General features: G+C 70.2%; 21 protein-coding genes. 10 read left to right on the top strand and 11 right to left on the bottom strand.

All coding sequences use genetic code 11. The features are described 5' to 3' along the window. Positions 1–42 precede the first annotated feature (42 nt). The 3 genes from AC07EQ_RS39755 to AC07EQ_RS39765 are packed head-to-tail and all read right to left on the bottom strand — an operon-like array spanning position 43 to position 4,261. Positions 43–1,404, bottom strand: a complete 1,362-nt coding sequence (locus AC07EQ_RS39755; RefSeq protein ID WP_478392973.1) for an MFS transporter — start codon at positions 1,402–1,404, stop codon at positions 43–45. Beyond that, entirely contained in the window at positions 1,401–3,482 is a 2,082-nt protein-coding gene (locus AC07EQ_RS39760; RefSeq protein ID WP_478392974.1) for an acetate--CoA ligase family protein, read from the bottom strand. The genes AC07EQ_RS39755 and AC07EQ_RS39760 overlap by 4 nt, the downstream gene beginning before the upstream one ends. After that, entirely contained in the window at positions 3,479–4,261 is a 783-nt protein-coding gene (locus AC07EQ_RS39765) for an enoyl-CoA hydratase/isomerase family protein (protein ID WP_132486835.1), read from the bottom strand. The genes AC07EQ_RS39760 and AC07EQ_RS39765 overlap by 4 nt, the downstream gene beginning before the upstream one ends. Before the next feature lie 274 nt (positions 4,262–4,535). On the opposite strand from AC07EQ_RS39765, the gene AC07EQ_RS39770 reads away from it, so the two are divergent. Next, positions 4,536–4,658, top strand: a complete 123-nt coding sequence (locus AC07EQ_RS39770; protein WP_478392975.1) for a hypothetical protein — start codon at positions 4,536–4,538, stop codon at positions 4,656–4,658. Positions 4,659–4,890: 232 nt separating this feature from the next. Here the strand turns inward: AC07EQ_RS39770 and AC07EQ_RS39775 are convergent, their stop codons facing one another. Further along, the gene (locus AC07EQ_RS39775) at positions 4,891–5,544 is read right to left on the bottom strand and encodes a GntR family transcriptional regulator (protein ID WP_478392976.1); all 654 of its coding nucleotides are present in this window, start codon (positions 5,542–5,544) and stop codon (positions 4,891–4,893) included. A gap of 176 nt (positions 5,545–5,720) precedes the next feature. Between AC07EQ_RS39775 and AC07EQ_RS39780 the strand changes: the two genes are divergently transcribed. The 5 genes from AC07EQ_RS39780 to AC07EQ_RS39800 all read left to right on the top strand — a co-directional run bounded on the left by AC07EQ_RS39780 (position 5,721) and on the right by AC07EQ_RS39800 (position 12,300). After that, positions 5,721–6,497 carry an IclR family transcriptional regulator gene (locus AC07EQ_RS39780; protein ID WP_478392977.1) on the top strand — a complete coding sequence of 259 codons (777 nt, stop codon included), beginning with the start codon at positions 5,721–5,723 and terminating at the stop codon, positions 6,495–6,497. Between the two features lie 26 nt (positions 6,498–6,523). Continuing rightward, complete coding sequence (locus AC07EQ_RS39785) at positions 6,524–8,137, top strand: OPT/YSL family transporter (protein ID WP_478392978.1); 1,614 nt, start codon at positions 6,524–6,526, stop codon at positions 8,135–8,137. A gap of 187 nt (positions 8,138–8,324) precedes the next feature. Next, on the top strand, positions 8,325–9,389 hold the full coding sequence (locus tag AC07EQ_RS39790) for a 2,5-dihydroxypyridine 5,6-dioxygenase NicX family protein (RefSeq protein ID WP_397528635.1): 1,065 nt from the start codon (positions 8,325–8,327) through the stop codon (positions 9,387–9,389). Between the two features lie 338 nt (positions 9,390–9,727). After that, positions 9,728–10,999 carry an alpha/beta fold hydrolase gene (locus tag AC07EQ_RS39795; protein WP_478392979.1) on the top strand — a complete coding sequence of 424 codons (1,272 nt, stop codon included), beginning with the start codon at positions 9,728–9,730 and terminating at the stop codon, positions 10,997–10,999. A gap of 62 nt (positions 11,000–11,061) precedes the next feature. Beyond that, positions 11,062–12,300, top strand: coding sequence for a PAS domain S-box protein (locus AC07EQ_RS39800; protein ID WP_478392980.1), 1,239 nt, complete (start codon positions 11,062–11,064; stop codon positions 12,298–12,300). A gap of 8 nt (positions 12,301–12,308) precedes the next feature. Here the strand turns inward: AC07EQ_RS39800 and AC07EQ_RS39805 are convergent, their stop codons facing one another. From AC07EQ_RS39805 to AC07EQ_RS39815, 3 genes are all read right to left on the bottom strand, one after another. Further along, on the bottom strand, positions 12,309–13,676 hold the full coding sequence (locus AC07EQ_RS39805) for a dihydrolipoyl dehydrogenase family protein (protein ID WP_478392981.1): 1,368 nt from the start codon (positions 13,674–13,676) through the stop codon (positions 12,309–12,311). A 155-nt stretch (positions 13,677–13,831) separates the two neighbouring features. Next, positions 13,832–14,515, bottom strand: coding sequence for a nitroreductase family protein (locus AC07EQ_RS39810; protein WP_478392982.1), 684 nt, complete (start codon positions 14,513–14,515; stop codon positions 13,832–13,834). Next, positions 14,512–15,459, bottom strand: coding sequence for an alpha/beta hydrolase (locus AC07EQ_RS39815; RefSeq protein WP_478392983.1), 948 nt, complete (start codon positions 15,457–15,459; stop codon positions 14,512–14,514). The genes AC07EQ_RS39810 and AC07EQ_RS39815 overlap by 4 nt, the downstream gene beginning before the upstream one ends. A gap of 409 nt (positions 15,460–15,868) precedes the next feature. On the opposite strand from AC07EQ_RS39815, the gene AC07EQ_RS39820 reads away from it, so the two are divergent. Beyond that, on the top strand, positions 15,869–17,746 hold the full coding sequence (locus AC07EQ_RS39820) for a 2-oxoacid:acceptor oxidoreductase subunit alpha (protein WP_478392984.1): 1,878 nt from the start codon (positions 15,869–15,871) through the stop codon (positions 17,744–17,746). Further along, positions 17,743–18,804, top strand: coding sequence for a 2-oxoacid:ferredoxin oxidoreductase subunit beta (locus AC07EQ_RS39825; protein WP_478392985.1), 1,062 nt, complete (start codon positions 17,743–17,745; stop codon positions 18,802–18,804). The genes AC07EQ_RS39820 and AC07EQ_RS39825 overlap by 4 nt, the downstream gene beginning before the upstream one ends. Before the next feature lie 59 nt (positions 18,805–18,863). On the opposite strand, the gene AC07EQ_RS39830 is transcribed toward AC07EQ_RS39825, so the two are convergent. Further along, positions 18,864–19,088, bottom strand: a complete 225-nt coding sequence (locus AC07EQ_RS39830; protein WP_478392986.1) for a DUF397 domain-containing protein — start codon at positions 19,086–19,088, stop codon at positions 18,864–18,866. Then, positions 19,089–19,970 (bottom strand): helix-turn-helix domain-containing protein, encoded by an 882-nt coding sequence (locus AC07EQ_RS39835; protein WP_478392987.1) that lies wholly within the window; start codon positions 19,968–19,970, stop codon positions 19,089–19,091. It abuts the gene before it with no gap. A gap of 196 nt (positions 19,971–20,166) precedes the next feature. Between AC07EQ_RS39835 and AC07EQ_RS39840 the strand changes: the two genes are divergently transcribed. Next, positions 20,167–20,322, top strand: a complete 156-nt coding sequence (locus AC07EQ_RS39840) for a hypothetical protein (RefSeq protein ID WP_478392988.1) — start codon at positions 20,167–20,169, stop codon at positions 20,320–20,322. Between the two features lie 64 nt (positions 20,323–20,386). Here the strand turns inward: AC07EQ_RS39840 and AC07EQ_RS39845 are convergent, their stop codons facing one another. Further along, positions 20,387–21,211, bottom strand: a complete 825-nt coding sequence (locus AC07EQ_RS39845) for an LLM class flavin-dependent oxidoreductase (protein ID WP_478392989.1) — start codon at positions 21,209–21,211, stop codon at positions 20,387–20,389. A gap of 206 nt (positions 21,212–21,417) precedes the next feature. Beyond that, complete coding sequence (locus tag AC07EQ_RS39850; RefSeq protein WP_478392990.1) at positions 21,418–22,503, bottom strand: hypothetical protein; 1,086 nt, start codon at positions 22,501–22,503, stop codon at positions 21,418–21,420. A 312-nt stretch (positions 22,504–22,815) separates the two neighbouring features. Here AC07EQ_RS39850 and AC07EQ_RS39855 point away from each other — a divergent pair, with 312 nt between their 5' ends. Further along, positions 22,816–24,501 carry an amidohydrolase gene (locus AC07EQ_RS39855; protein ID WP_478392991.1) on the top strand — a complete coding sequence of 562 codons (1,686 nt, stop codon included), beginning with the start codon at positions 22,816–22,818 and terminating at the stop codon, positions 24,499–24,501. The last annotated feature ends 16 nt before the right edge of the window (positions 24,502–24,517 follow it).

Below are 24,517 nucleotides of genomic sequence, written 5' to 3' on the forward strand. Positions count from 1 at the left end.
CAAAACCGGCACCCTCTACGACGAGACCACCGCCTGGGCCCATCACGTCAACTCGGCTGCGGCTTGACATTCAAGCTCCTGGGATGTCTTTCCGCTGCTCTGCAGCTCCTGCTCGGCGCGGCTCAGCGCCGCGGTCCTGGTCTCCGGCATCAGCAGGTAGGTCAGCAGCGACACCAGGCCGCAGGCCGAGACGTAGAAGAAGAAGTAGTTCTCGACGCCCGCGTCGCGGAACGCCAGCGCCACGTACTCCGCGGTGCCGCCGAAGATCGCTTGTGCCAGCGCGTAGGGGATCGCGACGCCGACCGTGCGGATGCCGGTCGGGAACAGCTCGGCCTTCACGCAGGCGTTCACCGACGAGTACCCGGCCACGATCGTCAACGCCAGCATGGTCAGCGCCAGCGCGACGCCGAAGCTCGGCCAGCGCTGCATCGACGTCATGATGGGGTAGGTGCCCAGCGTGGTGCCGACGCCGAAGAAGATCAGCACCGGCCGGCGGCCGATCTTGTCCGAGATCGCCCCGCCCAGTGGCAGCAGGACCGCGAACACGCACAGCGCGATGAACATGACCCGGGCCGCGTCGGGTTTGCTCAGCCCCACGGAGTTGCTCAGGTACTTCGTCAGGTACGTGGTGTAGGTGTAGAACGCCACGCTGCCGCCGAGGGTCAGCGCGAACACCAGCACCGCGGCGCGGCGGTGCTTCCACACCTCGCGCAGCGTGCCCCGGCGCATCTGCGCGTCGTGCGACTCCTCTTCGACGTAAGCCGACGTCTCGTGCATCCGGCGCCGCAGGTAGAACACCACGAGCGCGGCGACCGCCCCGATGACGAACGGGATGCGCCAGCCCCACGCGGTGAGCTGCTCCTCGGTCATGACGGCCTGCAGCACCATCAGCACGACGAGCCCGAGCAGCTGCCCGATCGTCACCGACACGTACTGGAAGCTCGAACCCAGGCCGCGCCGGCCCCGCTGCGACACCTCGGTGAGGTAGGCGGCGCTGGCCGCGTACTCGCCGCCGACGCTGATGCCCTGCATGATCCGCGCGATCAGCAGCAGCACCGCGCCGAAGTAGCCGGCGTGCTGGTGGGGCGGGGCGATGGCGATCAGCAGCGCGCTTAACGACATCATCGTCACCGACAGGGTCAGGCCGAACTTGCGGCCTCGCCGGTCGGCGATCCGGCCCAGCACCCAGCCGCCCAGCGGGCGGGCCAGGAAGCCCACCGCGAACACCGCGGCGGTGTTCATCAGCTGCGCGGTCGGATTGCCCTTCGGGAAGAACTGCCCGGCGAAGTACAGCGCGAAGTTCGCGTAGACGAACCAGTCGTACCACTCGACGGTGTTGCCGATCGACCCGCTGAGCACCGCGCGGGCGTGGGTGAACCGGCGGGGCTTCGTCGACCCGCTCATGTGCTACCTCCGGTTCTTCCGGTCACGACGAGGTCGGCGGCGACTGCGCCGGACCCGTGGACCACGAGCGGGTTGATCTCCATCTCGCCCAGCCGGTCGCCGAGTTCCACGGCCGCCTGGGAAATCGACGCGATCGCGGCGGCGGCCGCCGCCACATCGCAGCGCGGACGGCCGCGGAAGCCGTCCAGCAGTGGCCAGCCGCGCAGCCGCCGCAACAACGCGGTGGCCTGTTCGGCGTCCACCGGGCCGAGGGCGGAGACGACGTCCCGGTACAGCTCGGTCGTCGTGCCGCCCATGCCGACGGTCAGCACCGGCGGGTAGCCGTCCTCGCCGCCCTGCACGCCGACCAGCAGCTCGACGCCACCGGGCAGGAGTTCCTGCACCAGCACGCCGTCGATGCGGGCCTGGGGCGCGTTCACAGCGACGGTTTCGAGCATGTTCTCGGCGGCGCCGCGAACCTGCTCCGCCGGAACGCCGACCACGACGCCGCCGACATCGCTTTTGTGCGCCAGATCGGGGGATTGGACCTTCAGCACGACCCGGTCGCCGAGTTCCCCGGCGACCGCGGCGGCCTCGGCAGGACCGGCCGCCAGCCGGCCCTGCGGCCGGGCGATCCGCATCGCGTCGAGCAGATCCGCGCCATCGGCCTCGGTGAGCGCCGGCCGGTCCAGGAAGCCTGCCAGGCCGCGCGTCGCGGCGACGGCGGCGCGGCGCTCGTCGTGGGGCACCAGGTGCGCGATGAGGCGCAGCGCGGCGGTCGTCGTGCCCAGCACGGAAACACCGTTGCGGCGCAACAACGAGGCCGCCTCGGCGATCTGGTCGTGGGAGTAGATCCAGGCCACGACGAAGGGCTTGGCGGAGCGCTTCGCGGCTCGCAGGATCGACTCGGCCACCGCCACCGCGGGCTCGCCGCCGATGGTCGTCAGCGCCACCAGCACGGCGTCCACCTCGGCGGACTCCGCGACGGCCTCGCACACCGCGCCCAGCTGCGCGTGGTCGTTGATGACCTGCGCGGTGACGTCCACCGGGTTGACGACGCTGCCGAACGACGGGACGAGCGGCGCCAGGGCCGCCTGCGTCGCGGCGTCGAGTTCGGGCAGCGCCAGGCCGTTGCCCTCGGCCTGGTCGGCGGCCAGCCCACCCGCCCCGCCGGAACTGGTGATGACGCCGATGCGGCCCGCCCGCAGGCTCGGGGCGCCGGTCAACGCGACCGACACGTCCAGCAGCTCGTCGAGGTCGTCGACCTGGATCGCGCCGGATTCCCGGGTGAGCAGGTCGAAAGCGGAACCGGAGCGGACCAGCGCGCCGGTGTGCGAGGCGATGGCGCGCTCACCTGCCGAGGAGCGGCCCGAGCGCAGCACGACGATGTGCTTGCCGAGCTCGGCGGCGCGCGTCGAGAGCCGGGCCCACCGCGCCCCGTCGGGCAGTTCCTCCAGGTAGCAGGCCAGCACCCGGACGTTCGGGTCGGCCACCAGCAGTTCGGCGGCGTCGGTCGCGGTCAGGTCGGCCTGGTTGCCGACGCTGATCCAGGCGGTGAGCCCGATCCCGCGATCCCGCGCCAGCCCGAGGAAGCTGCCGCCGAGCGCGCCGCTCTGGCCCACGTAGGCGATGCCGGACTCGCCCGGCTGCTCCCCGTCGGCGGCGGCGGTGAACGTGGCGGTCAGCCCGGTGGGCCGGTAGATCAGGCCCTGGCAGTTGGGGCCGATCACCCGCAGCCCGTGCCGCTTCGCAGCCGCCACCAACCGGTCCTGGAGTTCCCGGCCGTCCGCGCCGATCTCGGCGAACCCGGACGACAGCACCACCACGCAGGACGCGCCCGCGCGGCCCGCTTCCTCGACCACCGGCAGCACGCGCGACGCCGGGACCAGCACCAGCACCAGGTCGACCGGGCCGGGCAGTTCCAGCAGCGACGGGTAGCAGGGCAGTCCGTGGATCTCGCGGTGGTTCGGGTTGATCGGGTAGACGGCGCCGTCGAAGTCCCGCAGGTAGCGCGTGAGCCGCCCGGCCATCGCGGAGCGCTCCGAGGCGCCGACGATCGCCACCGACCGCGGCCGCAGCAGTCCATCCACAGTGGTCACCGGCCCCGGAATTCGGGCTTGCGCTTCTCCTTGAAGGCCTGCATCGCCTCGGCGGAGTCCTCAGTGGACTGCACGACGGCCATGTGCGAGGAGATCAGGTCCAGCGAGGTGCGCAGGTCGGTGCGCGCCGACTGGTACACGGTCCGCTTGATGGCCCGGATGGCCACCGGCGGGCCGTCGGCCAGGCGCCGGGCGAACGCGTAGGTCTCGTCCATCAGTTCGGCGTCGGGCACGCACCGGCTGGCGATGCCGATGTCCACCGCGGTCTTGGCGTCCACGAAGTCGCCGGTCCACAGCAGCTCCAGCGCCTTCGCGGTGCCCACCAGTCGCGGCAGGTAGTAGCAGCCGCCGTCGCCGGGGACCAGGCCGACGCGGACGTAACCCTCGGAGAGCCTGGCCGACTCGCCGACGAACCGGATGTCGCACATCAGGGCCATGTCCATGCCTGCGCCGACCGCGACGCCGTTGACCGCCGCGATGACCGGCTTGTCCAGGTCCTCCAGGGCGAGGGCGACCTGGTGGATCCGGTCGGTGAGGACGGTCTTGTGGTCCAGCACGGACTTCTCGCCCGAGGTGAAGGCGTCCAGGTCGACGCCCGAGCAGAACGCGTCGCCGGCGCCGGTGAGCACCAGGACCCGCACCTCGGGGTCGAAACGAGCGGAGCGGATGGCCGCGGCCCACTCGTCGATCATTTCCATGGTGAAGGCGTTCTTGCGCTTCGGGCGGTTGAGCAGGATCGTCCCGATCCCGTCGCTGACCTGGTACTCGAGATCCGCCATGTCCGTCCCTTCCGGTCGCCTGCGTCGGGCCCGAGTTAAGCACCCGACGCGCACGGAGTCCATACAAAATTGTATTCAATTTGTGCGATCGCCTGGCCCGGTGAGGAACCGGTTGCGCCCTCCCGCGATACGCGCAGGCATCGGAGTGGTCAGGTGATGGGCAGGGTGTGCGTCGCGGTCGTGGCGGCGGCGTAGTCGCCGAGCCGCGGCCTTTCCGGGCGGCGCGCGACCAGCACGCCCGCTGCGCTACTTCCCGGGTGGCGACTGCGGCGGCATGGCGTGGCCGCCGGATGGTCGCCGGCTCGTCATCGGCCTCGCGGACGGTTCGATCCGGCTGATGCGCATCGGCCTGCCGCACGAAGCCCCCGACGACCTGCGGCCGCCGAGCCGACGCTGACCCGCCCCGGCCGCCGTCCCCACCGGTCTTAAGTGGACGGTTCAGACTCGTCCACGGTGGACCAGGGGTCGTTTCGGCGTGAGGGTGCGGGCGGGCGTGCGACGTGAGTGCGAGGCGTCGATTTCGCGCGAAATCAACGCCTCGCGTGGGGGAAGGTTGGCGATTTCGCGTGAAATCGCCAACCCGTCAGGGGCCGGTGAGCTTGCCCGGAGCCTTGGGGACGATCTCTAGATCATCCCGGCAGTGGCAGGCTGACGCCGAGAGCGGGGGCGAGCTGGGCCGGGGTGGCGTCGCGGTGCGAGTCCATGATCTGGATCGCTCGCTCGGTCTGCCCGCGGCGCAGCGCGTTGATCAGCTGCCGGTGCTCGCGGACGATCCGGCGGCGCGCCGACTCGTCGTAGATGTACACCGCGCGGTACGCCTCCGTCATCTTCCAGATGCGTTCGATCTCGTCGACGATCAGGTTCAGGCCCGAACTGCGGAAGATGACGAAGTGGAAGTCGTGGTTGAGCTCGATGATCCGCAGGACGTCGACCGCTTCGGCCGCCTCCGCGATGCCCTCGTTGATCTCGGTCAGCTCGATGATCTGCGCCGTGCTCAGGAGGGGCAGCTCGCGCAGCACGACCGCCTCCAGCGCGGCGCGCATCAGGTACGCCTGGCGCAGCTCCTCCGCCGAAAGCCGGGCCACCGTGTAGCCGACGTTCGGCTGGTGGCGCACCACGCCCTCCGCTTCGAGCGCCTTCAGCGCCTCGCGGACCGGCACGCGGCTGACGCCCAAGCGTTCGGCGAGCGCTTCCTGGCGCAGCGGCTGCCCCGGCAGCAGCTCCTGGCTGCGCATCATCTGCCGGATCAGTTCGACGGCGCGGCCCACCGAAGTCTCCGCCATGCCCTCACCTCACGCTCCGCTGGATCGGTGCTCGCGAGAGTAACGCACCGTGGTGATCCGACTTCGGGCGCAGCGTATTGACAAACCCGCTGGCCGGGCGCACCGTATCCCCCAACGCGGTGCACAAATAGCGACAGCGTTGTGCATATCGCAACATTCTAAGTTTGGAGGCCGGTTTGGCGAGCTCAGGACTCCTGCAGACCGCGGACCGGGCCATGCAGGTGCTGCTCTCCTTCTCCGACCAGCGGCCGGAGTGGGGAGTCAGCGAGCTCGGGCGCGAGCTCGGGCTCGACAAGTCCGTCGTCCAGCGGTTGCTGGCCACGCTCGCCGGTCGCGGCTTCGTCCTCGCCGACCCCGAAACCCGGCGGTACCGCCTCGGGCCGGCGATTTCGCAGCTCGCCCGGGTCGCCGAGCGCAGCGGTGCGCTGAGCCTGATCGCCAGGCCGGTGCTCGCGAAGCTGGCCCGGGAGACGGGGGAGAGCGCCGTGCTCAACGTCGCGCACGGCGGCTCCTACCGCACGGTGGCCGCGGTGGACGCGCGCGGGCCGTTGAGCTACTCGGCGATCGTCGGGCACGTGATGCCCGGTCACGCTGGGTGTTCGGGGCACGCGTTGTTCGCCGGGCAGCCGCTGGAGGAGGTCCGCGAGCTCTTCGGGCCCGAGCCGCTCACCCGGTTCACCCCGAACACCCCCACCACCTACGCCGAGCTGGTGCAGCGGTGGCAGGAGGTCGCCGACACCGGGATGTCGGTGTCCGACGGCGAGTTCGACGCCAACGTCGGCGCCGTCGCGGTGCCGCTGCTGCTCTCCGGCGCGACCGTCGCCTCCCTGACGCTGATCGGACCGGCCGAACGCGTGACCGGCCGGATCGACGAGCTGACCGCCCCGCTGCGCGCCGCGGGCGCCGACCTGTCCAGCCGACTCGCGCCCGGCGATGCCGGGTCGCCCAGCTGACCGACCGCTTTCCGGAAAGGCTGCTCATGACCATCAGCGACCCCGTGGCCGGCGCCGAACGCGCGCATCCGCGGGCCTTCGAGCCCACCGTGCTGGTGATCACCATCGTGCTCTCCGTGGTCGGGGCGATAATCGGCCTGCACCTGATCACCACGCTCGGCATCTCGGCCAACACCTCCGTCATCGGCGCGCTGATCGCGATGATCATCGGCCGGATCAACGTCGCCGCGCTGCGCAAGATGCGCTCCGTGCACCGCCAGAACCTGGTGCAGAGCGCCGTTTCCGGCTCCACCTTCGCCGCCGCGAACTCGCTGCTGGCGCCCATCGCGGTGCCCTTCGCGTTCGGCCGCGCCGACCTCGTGTGGCCGGTCTTCGCCGGCGTCGCGATCGGGTTGTTCGCGGATTCCTTCGTGCTGTACCGGCTTTTCAACTCGCGGCTGCTGCCCGCGCAGGCCGCCTGGCCGCCCGGCATCGCCGCCGCCGACACCATCATCGCCGGGGACAAGGGCGGCCGGCGGGCCGCCGTGCTGGCCGGTGGCGCCGTCCTCGGGTTCATCGGCGCGTTCTTCAAGCTGCCGGTCTCGGCGGCGGGCGTGGCTTTCATCGGCAACATCTGGGCGCTCGCCATGTTCGGCATCGGGCTGCTGTTCAGCCAGTACAGCCCCACCTGGTTCCACATCAACATCGGCAGCCTCTACATCCCGCACGGCGTGATGATCGGCGCCGGCCTGGTCGCCCTCGGGCAGGCCGCCTACCTGATGTTCCGGAAGAAGGACGGGAAGGCCGAGCGCACCGCCTCCGTCGATCCGAGCGAGGTGCCGCAGGTCGACGAGAAGGCGCTGCGCAAGGGAGTCCTGCAGGGCTACGTGCTGTTCGTGGTCGGTGCCGCCGTCGTCGCCCTGGCCGGCGGGCTGATCTCGGAGCTGTCGGTGCCGGCGCTGATCCTCTGGGTCCTGGCCGCCGCGCTGGCCGCGATCATCCACGAGATCATCGTGGGCCTCGCCGCGATGCACTCCGGCTGGTTCCCGGCGTTCGCCGTGACGCTCATCTTCCTGGTGCTCGGCCTGATCCTCGGGGTGCCGCCGGTGGCCCTGGCGCTGTTCGTCGGCTACACGTCCGCGACCGGGCCCGCGTTCGCCGACATGGGCTACGACTTCAAGGCGGGTTGGCTGCTGCGCAAGGAACACCGGCCCTACGACGCCTTCGAGCGCGCCGGCCGGTTCCAGCAGTACCTCTCCTCGCTGGTGGGCTTCGCGGTGGCGACCATCGCGGTCGCCGTGTCCTGGCAGGCGTTCTTCGGCGACGGGCTGCTGCCGCCGGTCGCCAAGGTCTACGCCGCCACCATCCACGCCGGGTTGTCCGACCCGAACGTGCTGATGACGCTGCTGCTGTGGGCGATTCCCGGCGCGCTGATCCAGCTGCTCGGCGGTGCGAACCGGCAGATGGGCGTGCTGCTGGCCACCGGCCTGCTGATCGCCACCCCGCAAGCCTGCTGGCTGGTCTTCGGCGCCCTCGTGGTGCGGATCATCTACCGCTGGCGGCGCGGCGACAAGGCGGACGAGGACCTCAACCTCGTCGGCGCGGGCCTCATCGCGGGCGACGCGCTCTATTCGACCAGCCGGATCTTCGAGTCCAAGTGAGTTGTCATGCAGATAGGAGTCGGGCCGATCCGGCGTTCTTCCGGGTGAGCGGCGTAGCCGCTCTTGGCCGTGAACCGCAACCTGGTCGTACACAAGTCCGGGCTCCCGGAGTCCAGGCGGCGTCCGAGGTTCCGCTACCGGCGCCGCTGCGCAAGATGAGTTCGTCGAACAAATTTGAGGAGTTGTCGTGGAGGTTGTGAGCCGAGTCGAGTCCCGGCCGGAGTACCTGTCGTGGGAGGCCGCGATCGGCGCCCGCAAGCTCGTCGAGCAGGTCATGCTGGTCAAGCCGGGGGAAGAGGTGGTGCTCACCGGTGACACCTCGACCGACCGGCGCGTCGTGGAGCTCACCGCGCAGGCGGTCGCCGCGGCCGGGGCCACGCCCACCGTGATCTGGTACGAGACGCGGCCGAGTTCGGCGATGGAACCGCCGGCCCCGGTGGCCGGCGCGATCGCCAAGGCCGACGTGTGGATCGAGTTCAGCGTCGCCTACATCATGCACAGCGACGCCTTCCGCGCGGCCATCGCGAACGGCGCCCGCTACACCAACCTGACCGGCATGGACATCCCGATGCTGGTCGACACCGTCGGCAAGCCCGACTTCGAGGGCGTCATGCGGCTGGGCCGCGCGCTGGTCGCGCTGCTGGAGCAGGCCGACGAGGTGCGCATCACCGCCGCCAACGGCACCGATCTGGTCGGCCGCAACCAGGGCCGCCCGATCAACCTGCGCGGCAAGCCCGCCGAGAAGCCGGGCGAGACCGTGATGCTCTCCGGCCAGATCTCCTGGAACCCGATCGAGGAGACCCAGAACGGCACCCTCGTGTTCGACGGCGCGCTGTGGCCGCCGGCCGAGATCGGGCTGCTGCGCTCCCCGGTGCGCTGCAAGGTGGAGAACGGCGTGGTCACCGAGATCACCGGCGACCGCGACGCCGAGGTGTTCCGGAACTGGATGGAGTCCTTCGACGACCCGAACATGTTCCGGCTGGCGCACTGGTCGCTGGGCTTCAACCCGGGCGTGCTGGTGCCCACCGGCCGCATCGTGGAGGACGAGCGGGTGTTCGGTTGCGTGGAGATCGGCATCGGCACCAAGGGTGCGTGGATCGGCGGCGAGCCGTGGGTGGCGGCGGCGCACACCGACGGCAGCGTGCTCGGCCCGTCGATCTACCTCGACGGCGAGGCCATCGAGCTCGACGGTCGTTACGTGCACCCGGAACTGGTCCGGATCTGCCGCGAGATCGGCGCCCCCGGCTACTAAACGGGTGTCCGACTCGTCTTGAGTAGCGGTGCGGGTAGCGGAACCTCAGATGCCTTCTCGACTCCGGGATCCCCGATTTACGTATGACCAATACGCGGCGTCGGGGCTGTCCTCGCGAGAAGGCATCTGAGAACCCGCGGCGGTGCGAGTTGCGAGGGTGGGCTAAGCGGCTTCGCCGCTTGCGGCAGCTCACGCAGGTGGCGCGCGTCTAGCGCCGCGGCGACCGCTTACCACCGGAAGCGGCTTCGCCGCTTGCTCGATGCCACCAGCCGCTGCGTGGACGAGCACCGCTGCAAGAGTGATTTCCAGAGCTATCGGTCCACTGTGGAGGAATCGCGATGTCCGATGTCACGTACCGCCGTCCGGGCCTGGTGGCCCGGGATCACGCCTTCCGGGTGCCGTTGCGCCACGACGACCCGGGCGCCGGGGAGATCGAGGTCTTCGGCAGGGAGGTGGTGGCGCCAGGCAAGCAGGACCAGGCGCTGCCGTGGCTGGTCTACTTCCAGGGCGGACCGGGCGGCAAGGCGGAACGGCCGCTGAGCACCAGCGCGTGGCTGGGCCGCGCCCTTCAGGACTACCGCGTGCTGCTGCTGGACCAGCGCGGCACCGGGCGCAGCACGCCCGCCAACCGCCAGACGCTGGCGGGCCTGTCGGCGGCCGAGCAGGCAGAGCACCTGAGCCTGCTGCGCGCCGACTCGATCGTCCGGGACGCCGAGGTGTTGCGCAAGCAGCTGATCGGCGACGAGCCGTGGTCCGTGCTGGGGCAGAGCTTCGGCGGCTTCTGCGCGCTGACGTACCTCTCGCTGGCGCCGGAGGGGCTGCGCCAGGTGATGATCACCGGCGGCATCCCGACGCTGACCGGGCACGCGGACGACGTCTACCGAGCCGCGTATCCGCGCACGTTGCGCAAGAACGACGCCTACTTCGCCCGCTACCCGGAGGACGCCGCCATCTCGCGCCGCGTCGTCGACCACCTCGCCGAGCACGAGGTGATCATGCCGACGGGGGAGCGGCTGACCCCGGAGCGGTTCCAGGCGCTGGGCATCCAGTTCGGCCAGGCGTCCCGGTTCGACGCGCTGCACTACCACCTGGAGGAGGCGTTCACCGGCGACGTCCTGTCGGACACCTTCCTGCGCGGCGTCGACGCGGCGCTCTCCTTCGCCGAGCGCCCGCTGTACGCGGCGCTGCACGAATCCATCTACTGCCAGGGCACCGCCTCGAAGTGGTCGGCGCAGCGGGTGCGCGCGGAGTTCGACGAGTTCGACTGGTCCCGGGGCGGCCGCGTCAACTTCACCGGCGAGATGATCTACCCCTGGATGTTCGAGCAGGACCCGGCGCTGGTGCCCCTGCGGGAGGCCGCCGAGCTGCTGGCCGCCAAGTCCGACTGGCCGCACCTCTACGACCTCGACCGGCTGGCCCGCAATGACGTGCCGGTCGCCGCGGCGGTCTACCACGACGACATGTTCGTCGACCGCGACCAGGCGCTGGAGTCGGCGCAGCAGGTGCGCGGCGCGCGGGTGTGGGTGACCAACGAGTACGAGCACGACGGGGTCAAGGCATCACCGACCGTGCTGGACCGGTTGCTGGCGATGAACTGCGGAGACGCCTGACGCGCACGGTGGGCCACCACACCGATGCGTGCTGCGGTCGCGCCCGCTATGGTTCGGTTCTCATGTCCCCCTCGGAGCCGAATTTCGCCGCTGGCGTGCCCTGGCAGCGCGTCTTCGACCAGGCGGCGTCCGCGATGGCGATCCTCGACTTGCAGGGCCGGTACCTGTACGTCAACGAGGCCATGTGCCGGATGCTCGGTTACCGGCGGGAGGAGCTCGAGGGCCTGGACTACCGGACGGTGACGCACCCCGACGACGTCGACCCGGAGGGGCCGATGGAGTCCCCGGACGTGCTGGAGAAGCGCTACATCCGCTCCGACGGCAGCGTCATCTGGGCCCTGGTGGCGCGGTCGTTCATCCGGGACAGCCACGGGCGGGCGATATACTTCCTGTCCCAGATCCAGGACATCACGCGGCGCCGGGAGGCGGAGCTGCTGTGGCAGCGCAGCTTCGCCAACGCCCCGATCGGCATGGCGCTGCTGGACCTCAAGGGCGCGTGGACCGCGGTCAACGACACGCTCTGCACCATGCTCGGCTACACGCGCGAAGAGATGCTCTCGATGTCGTTCACCGACATCACCTACGAGGAAGACGAAGAGCAGGGCATGGCGGCGCTGTCCGACCTGGTCGAGGGCCACGTGGACAGCGCCAGCGTGGAGAAGCGCTACCGGCACAAGCAGGGCCACCCGATCTGGATCCTGATCCGGGCGACCACGGTGCCGGGTGCCGACGGAACCCCGGCTTACGTGGTCAGCCAGTACGAGGACATCGGCGAGCAGCGCCTGGTGGACGCCCGCCTCGCGCACCTGGCGCTGCACGACCCGCTGACCGGGCTCGCGAACCGCGCGCTGCTGTCCGACCGGCTCGACCACGGCCTGCAGCAGCTGGCGCGCGGCAGCAGCGGCGTGCTGGCGGTGGTGCTGGCGGACCTGGACCAGCTCAAGCCGGTCAACGACCGCTTCGGGCACGCGCTGGGGGATCAGCTGCTGATCGCCGCCGCGCGGGAGCTGCAGCTGGCGGTGCGCGCCGGCGACACCGTCGCCCGCATGGGCGGCGACGAATTCGTCGTGGTCAGCCTGCTGCCGGACGAGGACGCCGCGCGGGCGCTGCGGGATCGCGTCGAGCGGCACCTGAACACCGATGTGTCGGTGCACGGGGTCCGGATCCGGCTGCGCGCCAGCGTCGGCTACACCGCGACCGCCGACCCCGCGATCGCGCCGGACATGCTGCTGCACGACGCCGACCGGGACATGTACACCAGCAAGCGGCGCCGCCGCGAGTCGCACGGCGGGGGCCGCTGACCGGCGCGTCAGGCGTCCAGCTCGACCAGGGCCGCTTCGATCGCCCGGTGGAACGTCGGGTACGCGAAGATCATCTCCCGCAGCCGTTGCACCGGCACCTCCGCGTGCACCGCCACCGCGAGCGCCCCGATGATCTCGCCGCCCGCCGGCGCGACCACGGTGGCGCCGACCAGGACGTCCCGGTCGGCGTCCGCGACGAGCTTGATGATGCCCTCGTTGCCGACCTTGTGGATCCAGCCGCGGGTCGACGCGGGGATCTGGGTGATCGCGGTGCGCAGCCGGATCCCGGCATCCCGGGCCCGGGATTCGGTCAGCCCGACGGTGGCGACCTCGGGGTCGGTGAAGATGACCGAGGGCATCGCGCGGTAGTCGGCGACCTCGGTGCCCTGGCCGAGGATGTCGGCGGCCGCGATCCGTGCCTGGTAGACCGAGGTGTGCGTGAAGGCCCCGTGGCCGGTGATGTCGCCGATGGCCCAGACGCCGTCGGCGGCCCGCATCCGCTCGTCGACCGGGACGGTCCGCGCCTGCTCGTCCAGCCCGACGGCCGCGACGCCCAGCGCGCGCAGGTCGGTGCGCCGCCCGGTGGCGACCAGCAGGCGTTCGCCGGTGAACACCTCGCCGGACTCCAGGTGCACCTGGAACTGGTCATCGTGCTTGACGCGGTCCACGGCGCAGCCGGTGCGGACCTCGATGCCGCAGGCGCGGAACGCCGCGGTCAGCACCTCGGAGGCCTCCGGTTCGGCCATCGCCAGCAGCCGCGGCCGCGACTCCAGCACCGTCACCGAGGCGCCGAAGCGGGCGAAGACCTGCGCGAACTCCACGCCGACCGGACCGCCGCCGAGCACCAGCAGCGACTCCGGCACCCGGGTCGCGGGCACCGCGTCGCGATTGGTCCAGTACGGGCTCTCGGCGAGGCCGTCGATGGGCGGGACCAGCGGGTCGGTGCCGGGGTTGAGCACGATGCCGCGGCGGGCCCGGAACACCTGGTCGCCGACGGTGACCTCGCCGGGCGCGCTGATCCGCCCGACGCCGCGCACCAGCCTGCCGCCGGTGTCCTCGAAGCGCCGCACCGCGATCTCGTCGTTCCAGTCGGTGGTCGCCTCGTCGCGGATGCGGTTCGCGACCGGCGTCCAGTCCGGCCGCACGGTGGCCTGCCCGGCCAGCTCGGGCACGCGCCGCGCCTCGCCGAGGGCGTCGGCGGCCCGCACCATCATCTTGGTCGGGACGCAGGCGAAGTACGGGCATTCGCCGCCGACCAGCCGCGATTCGACCGCGATCACATCCAGGCCCGCGCTCGCCAGCCGGGCCGCCGCGTCCTCGCCGCCCGGGCCCATGCCGATGACGACGACGTCGACCTCTTCGGGCACCGCACCCACCCCTTTTCAGCTTCCGGTGTCGGTTCCAGCCCAACACCGCGGCCCGGCCCGCGCACGTCGAATGTCGTGAGTGATCATGGCGGCTCCAGCGACCATGATCACTCACGACCGTCTCGTCCCGTGAGCGGCGATGGTCGCTCTTCGGCTTCCGGGCGTCAGCGCCAGATCAGGGCCTCGTCGAGGGGCTTGCGGGTCAGGTCGGGCACCTCGCAGTCCTCGGCCGGGTAGCCGATCGGGAACACGATGTACGGGCGCTCGTTGGTGGGCCAGTCGAGGATCTTGGTCAGGAACCCCATCGGGTTCGGCGTGTGCGTCAGGGTCGCCAGGCCCATGGTGTGCAGCGCGGTGATGAACAGCCCGCAGGCGATCCCGACGCTCTCGTTGACGTAGTAGTGCTTCTGCCGCTCGGCGCCGGTCACGCCGTACTTCTGGGCGAACGCGACGACGATCCACGGCACCACGTCGAGGTAGTCCTTGTTCGCATCGGTCTCCAGCCGCGACAGCGCGCCGTGCCACTGCGGGATGTCCCCGCGTTCGTAGAACGACTTCTCCTCGGCCTCGGCGGCCAACCGGATCTGGTGCTTGAGGCCGGGGTCCTGCACCACGACGAACGTCCACGGCTGCTGGTGCGCGCCGCTGGGCGCGGTGTTGGCGATGCGCACGGCCAGCTCGATCGCCTCGCGCGGCACCGGATCGGGGCTGAAGAACCGCACGCTGCGCCGGGCGTCCAGGTCCTCGAAGAGCTCCTGCCCGCGGCGCAGGCCGTCCGCGATCGGTAGTCGCTCCGGGCGGTAGGGCATGAACGGATGGGAGTGCGGGCGAGGCGACGGTGCGGTCATTTCTCCTCCGGTACAAGAGCTTCCCGCAGCACGCGGTGCACCTCGGCCATCGCGGCGCCTGCGATCGGCAGCAGTTCGGCGCCGCCGGCGAAGCCGTGGAACAGCCCCGGGCAGTGCTGGACGCTGGTGGGCACGCCTGCCGCCTTCAGCCGCTCGGCGTAGCGCTGGCCTTCGGTGCGCAGCGGGTCGCGGCCTGCGGTGAGGACGTGCGCGGGTGGCAGCCCGGCGAGGTCGGCGGTGCGCAGCGGCGAGACGTGCGGGTGGTCGCGATCGGCGGTGCCGGGCACGTACTGGTCCCAGAACCACATCATGTGCCGCGCGGTCAGCAGGCAGTCCGGTCCGCTGTCCACATAGGATTCGGTGGTGAAGTCGTGGTCGGTGACCGGGTAGACCAGCATCTGGAAGGCGATGTCCGGGCCGCCGGTCTCGCGGGCCCGCAACGCCGTCACCGCGGCCAGGTTGCCGCCGGCGCTGTCCCCGGCGACGGCGAGGCGCGCCGGGTCGCCACCGAGCTCCGCGGCGTGTTCGGCGGCCCACCGCGTTGCGGCGAAGGCGTCGTCGGCGGCCGCCGGGTAGCGGTGTTCCGGTGCGAGCCGGTAGTGCACGGCGATGACGATCGCGCCGACGCCGTTGGCCATCGCGCGGCAGACGCCGTCGTGGCTCTCCAGATCGCCGAGCACCCAGCCGCCGCCGTGGCAGTACACGATCACCGGCAGCGGCTCGCCGTCGACGCGCGGCCAGTAGATGCGCACCGGGATCTCGACGCCGGGCGGTCCGGGGAGGAGCCGGTCCTCGACCCGTGCGACCGGCTGGCGCGGCCGCTCCGCGGCGCCCGCGTTCATCATCGCGCGGGCCTCGGTGGCGTCGGCGACCGCGCCGCCGAGATCGGGGAAGTAGTCCTGCATGAGCGCGACGAACGGTTCGGCGTCCGGATGCAACGGCATTGTTTTCCTCCAGCGCGGATGGAGCGTCGCAGTGATGTAAACCGACGGCGAGGTGCCGAAGGTATCGGCCGTTCCGGCGAACGTGCTCCCGCATCATGGGAAACGCGGCGAAGTGGCGCGGATCACACGATGCTCGATGGGTGGGGTATGTCTGAGGTCACACGGCCCGATTTCGGTTCCGCGGCCGGTTGTCCCGGCCGGACACCGGGTACTTCGATACAGGGGCCGCCACCTGCGGTCGAATCTGGAACTCGATCGTTCCGGTGAAGATCGCGGTGGTCGGGGGGATTGCGTGCGGGCGCGTGCGGACCGTGACGGCGTGGGGCCCGGTTGTGATCGGAATAAAACCCGGGGCTGTATCGTTCGCCACAGGATGAGCGTTGCCTGCAGGTGAAGGGGAACGGGTCAATTGAGTACGACGAACGGGCACCGGTCCAACGGAACCCGGAAGCTGAACCGGGTCGTGATCCGGTTCGCGGGTGACTCCGGCGACGGGATGCAGCTGACCGGCGACCGGTTCACCTCGGAGGCGGCGGCCTTCGGGAACGACCTGGCGACGCTGCCGAACTTCCCGGCCGAGATCCGGGCCCCCGCCGGCACCCTGCCCGGCGTCTCCAGCTTCCAGCTGCACTTCGCCGACTACGACATCCTCACCCCGGGCGACCGCCCGGACGTGCTGGTGGCGATGAACCCGGCGGCGCTGAAGGCCAACATCGCCGACCTGCCGCACGGCGGCATCCTCATCGTCAACACCGACGAGTTCAGCAAGCGCAACCTCACGAAGGTCGGCTACGACGCCAACCCGCTGGAGACCGGCGAGCTGGAGCGCTACGCGGTGCACCAGGTCGCGATGGCCACCCTGACGCAGGGCGCGCTCGAGGGCACCGGGCTGGGCAAGAAGGACGCCGAGCGCTGCAAGAACATGTTCGCCCTCGGCCTGCTGTCGTGGATGTACCACCGGCCCACCGAGGGCACCGAGCGGTTCCTGCGGGAGAAGTTCGCGAAGAAGCCGCAGATCGCCGAGGCCAACATCCTGGCCTTCCGGGCGGGCTGGAACTACGGCGAGACCACCGAGTCGTTCGCGGTCACCTACGAGGTCGCGCCCGCGAAGCTGCCGGCGGGGACCTACCGGCAGATCACCGGCAACACCGCGCTCGCCTACGGCATCGTCGCCGCCGGGCAGCGCAGCGGCCTGCCGGTGTTCCTCGGCACCTACCCGATCACGCCGGCCTCCGACGTGCTGCACGAACTGGCCAAGCACAAGAACTTCGGCGTCACGACCTTCCAGGCGGAGGACGAGATCGCCGGTGTCGGCGCCGCGCTGGGTGCCTCCTTCGGCGGCGCGCTGGGCGTGACCACCACGTCCGGGCCGGGGCTGGCGCTGAAGTCCGAGACGATCGGCCTGGCCGTGACGCTGGAACTGCCGCTGCTGGTGTGCGACGTCCAGCGCGGCGGGCCGTCCACCGGGCTGCCGACCAAGACCGAGCAGGCGGACCTGCTGCAGGCGCTCTACGGCCGCAACGGCGAATCGCCGGTGCCGGTGATCGCCCCGCGCTCGCCCGCGGACTGCTTCGACGCCGCGTTGGAAGCCGCGCGGATCGCGCTGGCCTACCGGACCCCGGTGCTGCTGCTGTCCGACGGCGCGATCGCCAACGGCTCCGAGCCGTGGCTGATCCCGCAGGTCGACCAGCTGCCCGACCTGGATGTCGAGTTCGCCACCGAACCCAACGCGCCGGACGGATCCGGCGAGTTCTGGCCGTACGTGCGCGATCCGGAAACCCTGGCCCGCGACTGGGCGGTGCCGGGCACGCCGGGGCTGGAGCACCGCGTCGGCGGCCTGGAGAAGGCCGACGGCAAGGGCAACATCTCCTACGACCCGGACAACCACGACAAGATGGTCCGGCTGCGCCAGGCCAAGATCGACGGCGTGCGGGTCCCGGACCTCACCGTCGACGACCCCGACGGCGACGCCCGCGTGCTGGTGCTCGGCTGGGGCTCGTCGTTCGGGCCGATCGGCGCCGCCTGCCGCCGGGTGCGCGCCCAGGGCATGTCGATCGCGCAGGCCCACCTGCGCCACCTCAACCCGATGCCGGGCAACCTCGGCGAGGTGCTGCGCGGCTACGACAAGGTGATCGTCCCGGAGATGAACCTCGGCCAGCTGGCGATGCTGCTGCGCGCCCGCTACCTGATCGACGTGCAGTCCTACACGAAGGTCGCCGGCCTCCCGTTCCGGGCCGAGGAGTTGCAGAACGTGCTCACCGATGTTGTGCAGGGGGTGCCCGCGTGACCACGACCGATCTGGGAATCCCGGTCCTCGGCGGGTTGGCCGGCGTGCCGACCGCTGACGAACCGCAGAAGGCCAAGGACTTCAAGTCCGACCAGGAGGTCCGCTGGTGTCCGGGGTGCGGCGACTACGTCGTGCTCAATGCGGTGCAGGGCTTCCTGCCGTCGCTGGGGCTCAAGCGGGAGAACATCGTGTTCATCTCGGGCATCGGGTGCTCGTCCCGGTTCCCGTACTACATGAACACCTACGGGATGCACTCCATCCACGGCCGCGCCCCGGCGATCGCCACCGGCCTTGCCACCAGCCGGCCGGACCTGTCGGTGTGGGTGGTGACCGGTGACGGCGACGCGCTGTCCATCGGCGGCAACCACCTGATCCACGCCCTGCGCCGCAACGTGAACCTCAAGATCCTGCTGTTCAACAACCGGATCTACGGGCTGACCAAGGGCCAGTACTCGCCGACCAGCGAGGTCGGCAAGGTCACGAAGTCGACCCCGGCCGGTTCGCTGGACCACCCGTTCAACCCGGTGTCGCTGGCCCTGGGGGCGGAGGCGTCGTTCGTGGCGCGGGTGATCGACTCGGATCGCGCGAGCGTGACGGAGACGCTGAAGGCGGCGGCGGAGCACCGCGGCAGCGCGCTGGTGGAGATCTACCAGAACTGCCCGATCTTCAACGACGGCGCGTTCGACGTGCTGAAGGACAACGACGAGAAGCAGCGCCGGATCGTCCCGCTCAAGCACGGCGAGCCGATCGTGTTCGGCCCGGAGGACGAGCGCTTCGGGGTGGTCCAGGACCGCGACGGCTTCCGCGTCTCGAAGCTGTCCGAAGTGGACGAAGCCGAGGTGGTGGTCCACGACGCGAACCGGGAGGACCCGTCCTACGCCTTCGCCCTGTCCCGCCTCGGCGGCCAGGACCTGAACCCGGCGGTGACGGGCGTCTTCCGGGCGGTCCAGCGCCCGACCTACGACGACCTGGCCCGAGCCCAGGTCGCGGAAGCCCAGCAGGCGAAGCCGTCGGACCTCCAAAAGCTCCTGACGGGCAACGACACCTGGACGATCTGAGTGCCTCGTGAGTGGTTTGGGTCGCTATAGCAACCCAAACCACTCACGAGCCGGGGACGCTACGACCGGTCGAAGCGCCCGGCCTTGAGCCCGCCGATGAAGCTTCGCCATAACTCCTGGTCGAACGCGAGGATCGGCCCACGGCCAAGCTGCTTGGAATCGCGGACTCCGGTGCTGCTCGGCGTTGAAGCCACTTCGACGCAGGCGTTTTCACCTTTCGAGCGAGTGGACTTCTTCCAGCGGTTCGCGAATGCATGTGCTTTTGGAGTGGTCTGACGGCTCACTCAGAACTCCTTCAAGATCTTCTTGACGATGCTGGGCGTTTCTTCTGGCGGCAATGCCTGTGCGGTCAGCTGACGCAGCGCACTCCGATACGTCACCAGGTCTTCGGGACGCTCGTAGTAGATGCTTCGGACATGGGTGTCGAGGTGCACGAGTCCAGGATCTTCCAACTCTGGGGCGAACGACAAGAAGCTGAACGTTCCTGCAATGCCGGAATGCGCGCCAGCGACGGCGGGCAGGACCTGCAATGTGACATTGGGGCGTTCCAGAAGATCGAGCAAGAACTCCAGCTGTTCCTGCAGAACCTGTTCGCCTCCGATGGGCAGGCGCAGTGCGTTCTCGTGGATGACGCGCCAGATCTTGACGGGCTTTCCGGTGCGCTCCAGCACTTGGTGGCGACGCCCTGACCGAAGCTCGACTTGTCGTGCGACTGCTGTATCAGGTAGGTCGTCAGAGCCCGCTCGAATGATGGCTTCGGCGTACTCTGCGGTCTGGAACAGGCCCGGTACGACGTGGGCGTCCCAACCTTCGATCTGAGCTGCCTCTGCTTCCAGGCCGAGGAAGAGCTTGAACCACGTCGGTAGCGCTGCGGTGTCGGTGTCGAAATCGAACCGAGCCCACCAGTCGCGGCCCTTCTTGGCGCGAGTCAGAAGGTCCAGGTAGAAGTCGGTGCGTTCCGGAACTCCGTACAGGTCGAGGAGTTTCTCCAGTGCCAATGGGCTGGGAAGGCGTCGGCCTACCTCGTAGTGCTCGATCACCTTCACGCTTGCTCTGATCGAACGGGCCGCGTCGTCACGGGACAGCCCGTTCTCCTCGCGGAGCCGTCGCAGTGTGAAGAAGAGCCAACGCTTCAGCGCGGTGGGGTTGCTGGGGCCGGTGCCCATGCTCCAACTCCTTCATCGTGCTCCGTGGATCATCCAATCGAAGCATCCTGTAGGGACCTACTTTTGTACCGTCCTACATATACGTATGGTTTCCAAGCGGGTACCTACCGTAGTCGCGTGTTGGTTCAGGAAACGAGGAAGGTCGGGCATGGGTCGGTTTGAGGTTGCAGCTTGGGTCAGGATCGAGGACTGCTCGATGGACTACGCGGTTCTCGGCGACGAGGTGGAGTTCCGCATCGGCGGTCAGATGGACGGGATGGACATCGTCTTCACCGAGCCAGGTCTGGAAAGGCTTGTCACGCAAGGAGGACGCGCTCTTCGCGAGCTCCGGGCGAGTCAGGAGCACGGCTAGGAGTGATGGTGCCCGTGCGTACTTTTTGCTGCTATAGCGACAAAAAGTACGCACGGGACCTCGGCTAGGCCACGACGTCGGCCAGGCGGTGGACTTGGTCCGGGTCGGGGGACCAGCAGTAGAGGATCGCCTCGTCGGCTCCCAGGTCTTCGAGGTGCTTCAGCTGGGATTTGAGGTCGGCGGTGGTGGTGACCATGGCGTTGGCGAAGCCCGGATTCCCGTAGTACTCCGTCATTTCCGCCCGGGCTTCGTCGGCCACTTCGTCCGGGCCGATCGCCGCGTTCAGCTGGCCGATCAGGCGGGGCCTGCCGGGCCGGTCGTAGGCCTGCCAGGACTTCTCGGCCAGGCCGAAGGTCGTTTCCATGTACTCCAGCGGGCCCGCCGCCAGGAAACCGTCACCCCAGCGGCCGACCCGGTCGATGGCCGCCGGGACGAAGCCGCCGAACACGACCTCCGGGCGGACCGCCGGGCCGATCGGACCCGCCTGGTCGCCGTAGGGCTCGCCGGCCCAGAGCCGGTGCATGAGCTGCAGCTGCTCGTCGAGGATCCGGCCGCGGCGCTTGATGTCCGTGCCGGCGGCCACGTGGTCGTCCTCGCGGCCGCCGACGCCGATGCCGAGCGTGAAGCGGTTTCCGCTCAGCTGAGCCAGCGTCGCGCTCTGCTTGGCCAGCAGCGGGGTGTGGCGCAGCGGGGCGAGCAGGACCTCGGTCTGGACCCGGATGCGCCGCGTCGCGCCGGCGAGCGTCGCGAGGGTCACCAAGGGTTCGGGGTTGTCGTACACCAGGCGGTCCAGCAGGCCGAGCGTGCTGAACGGGCCGTCATCAGCCCGTCGCGCCCACGTCAGCAGGGCGGTGGGGTCGGCGATGGGCAGGCCTAGGCCGATCTTCATGACTTGCGCCTCCAGAAAAGGGCAGGGTGAACACCTGTGCCGCCCCCTCGTTTCGCGCAAGCGGGTTCCCGTTCTGCGGCGCACTCCTGGGGAACCTGATCAGAGTGCCGTCACCCTATCGCGGCGGTCATCCGGCGCGCACCCGGGTTTCCGCCATGTGCGCGAAAGCGCCACCCGGAACTCGGATGGCGCTTCGCACACGGGCCTCAGCCGGCGTAGACCGCGGCGTAAGGCTTCGCGTCGTCCTGACCGGAGTTCGCCGCGCCGACGGCGAGCAGCTTTCCGTCGTCCAGAACGACCCCGTCGAAGGTGACCACCCACCTGCCCTGCGGCGGGACCGGATCCGGCACGTTCTGCCAGTTCTGGCCGTCGTACCGCAGTACGTACGGGCTGTTCGAGTCGTACCCGACGGCCCAGAGCACGCCTTCGCCGGCGACGACATCGTCGATCTCACCCAGCTCATCCGGCACTTGCCCGGGCGACCACTGCTTGCCGTCCCAATGCAGCGCGACCGGACGCCGAGCGACGGTGCCCTGGTCCCGGAAGCCGACCGCCCACACGTCGTCGGGCGCCAGCACGAGCGCATCCTCCAGGCTCACGCTCCAGTCCGGCACGTCGGCCAGCGGCTGTTCCTGCCACTGCTTGCCGTCCCAGTGCAGGATCAGCCCGACTACCTTGCCCTTGCCGTCGACCGTGGTGTGCTTGCTGCCCACCGCCCACAGGTCGTTCGGTGAACTGCCGTCGATCGTGGACACCTTCCACCAGTCCCCGAGATCGAGCTGCAGTGGAACCTCGTTCCACGCCTTGCCATCCCAGTGCTGGATCGAGCCCCGCCGCCAGGCCTGGTTCGCCTCGGTCGCCGATCCGGCGGTCCACACGTCAGCGGCGCCGAACACCTTCGTCCCGTGGTACTGGGTGTAGGTCCCCGGTGGGGATGTGAGCGGCACCTCCTGCCACTGCTTGCCGTCCCAGTGCATCGACCTGCCGTCGCCGACCGACCACACGTCGTCACGATTCACCACGGCGGCGGTGTTCACCCGGCCGATGTTGGGTGCCGGCACCTGCTCCCACCCCTGCTGACCGCGGCGGAAGGCCTGCGTGCGGAACTCCTGCCCGTCGAAGTCGATGCCGAAGGACCACGTGGCGCCATCACCGCCGGCGGCGGTGTGCAGGGACGACTGGTACTGCTGCGGCGGAATCGGCTCCTCCGCCCAGGTCCCCGCGGCCGACGCGGACTGCCCGAGCAGCAGCGCGGTTGCGCCCACCGCCCCGGCGATTGCCAGTTGCTTCACCCAATGCCTCCTTGGAGAAAAGGTTCACGCCAGTTACCCGCCGGTGCGGGGAAGGGTTTACACCTCGGCGGAAGTTGCGCCGAATGCTCCAGTCCCGGTCGGCATTGGTCGCAAGGGCGGCGATCTCCGAGGCGCACCAGGGCTGTGGCTCGGAGCAAGGAGGTGTGCGGATCGGGGTCGCATTACCCACTGGCAGTTGATTGACCGATCAAGGACTTCGAACTACGTTCGGCTGGCAGATGATCAACCGAGCGCGACCACCGGAGGTCGGCGATGTGTCAGGAGTGCTGTCGTCCTTTCCCGCAGCCTCGGATGTCCCGGGCGCAGTTCCTGAAGCTGGTCGGGCTGGCCACCGCGGGCGCGGCCTTCTCCGCCGGTTGCGCGAGCGGTGGCACCGGAGCCGGGCAGTCGGGCGGGCGGAAGCTGATCGACAACGTGCGGGGCTTCACGCTCACCGCCGACGGGCCGCGCGAGTTCGGCAGCCTGCTGGTCGAGGCGGACGGCCGCGTCGGCGGGCTCGACGTCGGCAGCGCCGGCGGCGCGGAGCGCATCGACGGGCGGGGCCGGGTGCTGATCCCCGGCCTGCACGACGCGCACGGGCACTTCGGGCAGCTCGGCGCCAACGTCTCGCAGCTCAACCTCGCCGGGACGAAGTCCCTGCAGGAGGCGATGCAGGCGCTCAAGACCTTCGCCGCGCAGCACCCGGAGCGCCAGTGGATCCTCGGGCGCGGCTGGAACGACGTGATCTGGGGGCTCGGGCGGCTGCCCTCGGCCGCCGACCTGGACGCGGTGGTGCCCGACCGGCCGGTGTGGCTGGTCCGGGTCGACGGGCACGCCGGGGTGGCGAACTCGGCCGCGCTGCGGCAGGTCGGCGTCACCCGCGACACCCCGACGCCCTCTGGCGGCGAGATCGTGCGCGGCGCGGACGGTGTGCCGACCGGTGCGTTCGTCGACGCGGCGCAGAACCTCGTCGAGCAGCACCTGCCGAAGCCGACGGTCGACGACCTCAAGCAGAACTTCCTCGCCGCGCAGCGCAAGCTCAACGAGGTCGGGCTCACCTCGGTCAGCGACGCGGGCGCCAGCGCCGCCGAACTCGCGGTGCTGCACCAGCTCGCGGGCTCCGGCGAGCTGACCATCCGCACCAACTCGTTCCTGACCTACGACGCGTTCCGCGAGCTCGGCGCGAAGGCTCGCACCGACTCGGTGGCGGGCGACATGCTCCGGGTGCGCACCGTGAAGCTCTACATCGACGGCGCCCTCGGCAGCCACGGCGCCGCGATGCTGCAGCCCTACGAGGACGATCCGGGCAACTCGGGGCTGCCGCAGCTGGACGCCGCCGAGCTGCGGAACCGGGTCTCGCAGGTCATGCGGGAGGGCTTCCAGGTCGCCACGCACGCCATCGGCGACGCCGGGAACCGGATGGTGCTCGACGCCTACGAGGCCGCCGCGGCGGAGTCCGCAAGCGGCATGCGGCACCGCATCGAGCACGCGCAGGTCCTCGCGGTGGAGGACATCCCGCGGCTGCGCGCGCACGGCATCATCGCGTCGATGCAACCGGTGCACGCCACCGACGACATGAACATGGCCGAGAAGCGGGTCGGGCACCGGCGCATCGCGGGCGCGTACGCGTGGCGGACCATGCTCGGCCAGGGCATCACCATCGCCTCCGGCTCGGACTTCCCGGTGTCGTCGGAGAATCCCTTCGACGGCCTGCACGCCGCGGTGACCCGCACGGACCGGGACGGGCAGCCGGTCGGCGGGTGGTACCCGGACCAGGCGATGAGCCCGCACGAGGCGCTGCGCTCGTTCACCCTCGACGCCGCGTTCGCCGCGCACCAGGAACGGGTGCTCGGCAGCCTGGAGCCGGGCAAGTGGGCGGACTTCGTCATCCTCGACCAGGACCCGCTGGAGCCGCCGCCCGGCCGGGCCCGCTGGCAGACCGGGACCCTGCAGACCTGGGTGGCGGGCCGCCGCGTCGGCGAGTACGGCTCGCTGTGAAACGCCGTTTTCGCGC

The sequence above is a fragment of the Saccharopolyspora sp. NPDC045839 genome, from assembly GCF_056431645.1.